Raw genomic sequence first — 2,143 nt, 5'->3', positions numbered from 1 at the left:
TTACTCCGCCCTTGGTCTGCCTTAATAAGGGGCACAAACTAGATCGATTTCCGGACTCCCCCCTTATTAAGGGGGGCAGGGGGGGATCGAGTTAGGAAATGGGAGAGAAAGAGCTTACTCCCCCCTTGGTCTGCCTTAATAAGGGGCACAAACTAGATCGATTTCCGGACTCCCCCCTTATTAAGGGGGGCTGGGGGGGATCGCACTAGAAAATGGTATAAAAAGCGCGATTCCACTCCCCCAATCTAACTCTATTATCCTAATCCCTAAAAAAATTTGATACTCACCAAAGAGCCGCAACTTATTGAATTTTGAAACAGCTCTAGGTTGTGCTAGGGGGAAGCTCACTGCTGATCCGATCGCACACTGCTTCAAAATTATGCAATACTTCATCATTGGTAAATCGAATTACTTTTAATCCATAACCTTCAAGAATGTGAGTTCTTTCTTCGTCATAAGCTTGGCCAGATTCTGTATAATGAGAATCCCCATCAACTTCAATAACTAATTTTAAAGCAGCACAATAAAAGTCAACAATAAAATTCGCTATTGGTCTTTGTCGCAAGACTCTAAACTGAAAATTTTTCAAATAGCAAGACCACAGCTTTTTCTCGACTGGGGTCATAGTTTTCCTTAATCCTCTAGCTCTGCTTACTAACTTGTAATTATAAGGAAGATGGAATTGTCTTTGTTGGCGATCGCACATTTAAAACTAATCGATTTTGTGGTTTTTTGCATGGGTTTAGATCCCCCATTATCCCCCTTAATAAGGGGGACTTTCTAGATCGATTTTCCGACTTTACCCAATGATCACAGCGGGCTGGGAGGATCGAGCTTTTCGGATCTGCTTCCGGGTTTAGATCCCCCATTATCCCCCTTAATAAGGGGGACTTTCTAGATCGATTTTCCGACTTTACCCCTTGGTAAAGAAATGCTATGGAAAGCGATGGTATGTAGGAGGCACTACGGGAAAGGACTCCCCCAATCTAACACCATTACTCTAATTCATAATCCCTAATTCATAATCCCTAAAAAAAGGCGATGATATCAGCCGCTAAGCGATCGCATGATTACGGTCTCAATTTTAATGCGATCGCTATTTTTAATTAACCAAAAAAAACAAAAAAAAAACTAATCAAAAATTTGATATTTATACCCCCTTTATAAAAAAAAATGAAAAATACTTGACAAAATAAATAATTATTTATTACCATAAAAATGTCGCCAATACAACACAAAAAAACATTATGGACATCGAAAACTTTCTCCCAAATTTTGAGTATAATCCCAACAATCCTAATCTCCCTGAATTATTTGGCCAACCCCAGCCAGGACGGGAGCAAATCAAACATATATTGATCGGTTCTCCCAAAACCGTGCGGGTCACAATCTATAATCTTTATAGCCGTGGCTACGCCCAAGTTCATGAGTGGAGCACTCCTCAACCTACCGGAAATCCTGGTGAGGTGATCAGTATTTTGATTCGACATCTGTCGGTAGATTAAGATAGCAACTTGCCAGGGATTTGCATCCCTGGCTACAGGTCAAAACTCAGGATAAATTACGAAGTCTGAAGTCTAAGACCTAAGTTTGTATGTTGTTGATTTGGTGAACACATAGTCAAGGACTCTAGGGTTGTTGACTATTACAAAAAATAATTCGGTCAAGCATTGGAATTAACCAAAACTTGACCGAATTTTTTTGTTGAGGGAACAGGGAACAGGGAACAGGGAACAGGGAGTAGGGAATCGGGAATCGGGAATCGGGAATCGGGAATCGGGCAGTTGCGTAGGGTGTGTTAGGGGCGGGCTTGTCCTCATGTTCAACCTCTTCGCCCCTGAAGTCGCCCCGTAACGCACCACCCAAGGATCCGCTCTGACCGCCTCGTAGCCATTCTTGGGACAGCCCGCCCGGAAATGAAACGGGCAAGATGCCCATTCCACCCCTGATACCTATTCCACCCTTAATACATTGTAAACACTTAATACATTTTACACCCCTGCTGCCCATTCCACCCACCGGATCAAAGTTAATTGCATCGCTGCAATAGTTTTTTCTAACCTCCCACATCAACTACATAGCCCATATCACCCGTTATAACAATGCAATAGTTTTTCTGACCTTCCACGCTTACAACCATTTA

The 2,143-nt window shown here is 42.3% G+C and carries 3 protein-coding genes; 1 reads left to right on the top strand and 2 read right to left on the bottom strand.

Annotated features, from left to right (window positions below; translation table 11 throughout):
• Nucleotides 1–322 precede the first annotated feature (322 nt).
• A complete protein-coding gene (locus F6K20_RS35435) occupies nt 323–706 on the bottom strand; it encodes an endonuclease domain-containing protein (protein WP_008186627.1) in 384 nt (127 codons plus the stop codon).
• Nucleotides 707–1,247: 541 nt separating this feature from the next.
• On the opposite strand from F6K20_RS35435, the gene F6K20_RS35430 reads away from it, so the two are divergent.
• Nucleotides 1,248–1,505, top strand: coding sequence for a hypothetical protein (locus F6K20_RS35430; RefSeq protein WP_071106252.1), 258 nt, complete (start codon nt 1,248–1,250; stop codon nt 1,503–1,505).
• 171 nt (nt 1,506–1,676) lie between these two features.
• Here F6K20_RS35430 and F6K20_RS35425 read toward each other — a convergent pair whose 3' ends face one another.
• On the bottom strand, nt 1,677–1,943 hold the full coding sequence (locus tag F6K20_RS35425; RefSeq protein WP_287250309.1) for a hypothetical protein: 267 nt from the start codon (nt 1,941–1,943) through the stop codon (nt 1,677–1,679).
• Nucleotides 1,944–2,143 lie beyond the last annotated feature (200 nt).

The sequence above is a fragment of the Moorena sp. SIO2C4 genome (genome assembly GCF_010672485.1).
Classification (GTDB): domain Bacteria; phylum Cyanobacteriota; class Cyanobacteriia; order Cyanobacteriales; family Coleofasciculaceae; genus Moorena; species Moorena producens.
The sequence above is the reverse complement of the archived record's forward strand: the minus strand, read 5'-3'. Positions and strand labels throughout refer to the sequence as shown.